The organism is Paraburkholderia sp. SIMBA_030 (genome assembly GCF_046535245.1).
Lineage (GTDB): Bacteria > Pseudomonadota > Gammaproteobacteria > Burkholderiales > Burkholderiaceae > Paraburkholderia.
The window spans coordinates 1-277 of the sequence record NZ_JAWRXB010000378.1 but is presented as its reverse complement, the minus strand read 5'-3'; the positions used below and the strand labels follow the sequence as shown (position 1 = coordinate 277).

General features: G+C 64.6%; 1 protein-coding gene. It reads right to left on the bottom strand.

Annotated elements, in window-relative coordinates; all coding sequences use genetic code 11:
* Positions 1 to 90: 90 nt before the first annotated feature.
* On the bottom strand, positions 91 to 277 hold a 187-nt coding region (locus tag SB772_RS40420; protein WP_410838572.1), incomplete at its 5' end, for a hypothetical protein.

Here is a 277-nt window from a genome sequence, read left to right as displayed (position 1 = left end):
AATATAAAACCGGCCTTGCCGCGATCCGGGGAGACTTTGGCAAAGGGCGGTTCTGTGGCGCCGCATCGGGGAGACCGGCGCCTGCTACTGTTAGCGACGGATCAGCGGGCAACCGCGAACGTTCGCAAAGGTCATTCTATCAAGGCCACGGCGGTCACGGCCGGTAACGACGACGCGGCGCGGCGTAACGGCAGTGATACGCACATCACGCAGGCCGCTCCAGCGCGCCTTGCGCACAGCTTCCATCGGCGAGCAACCGCGCATCGGCGGACGATAC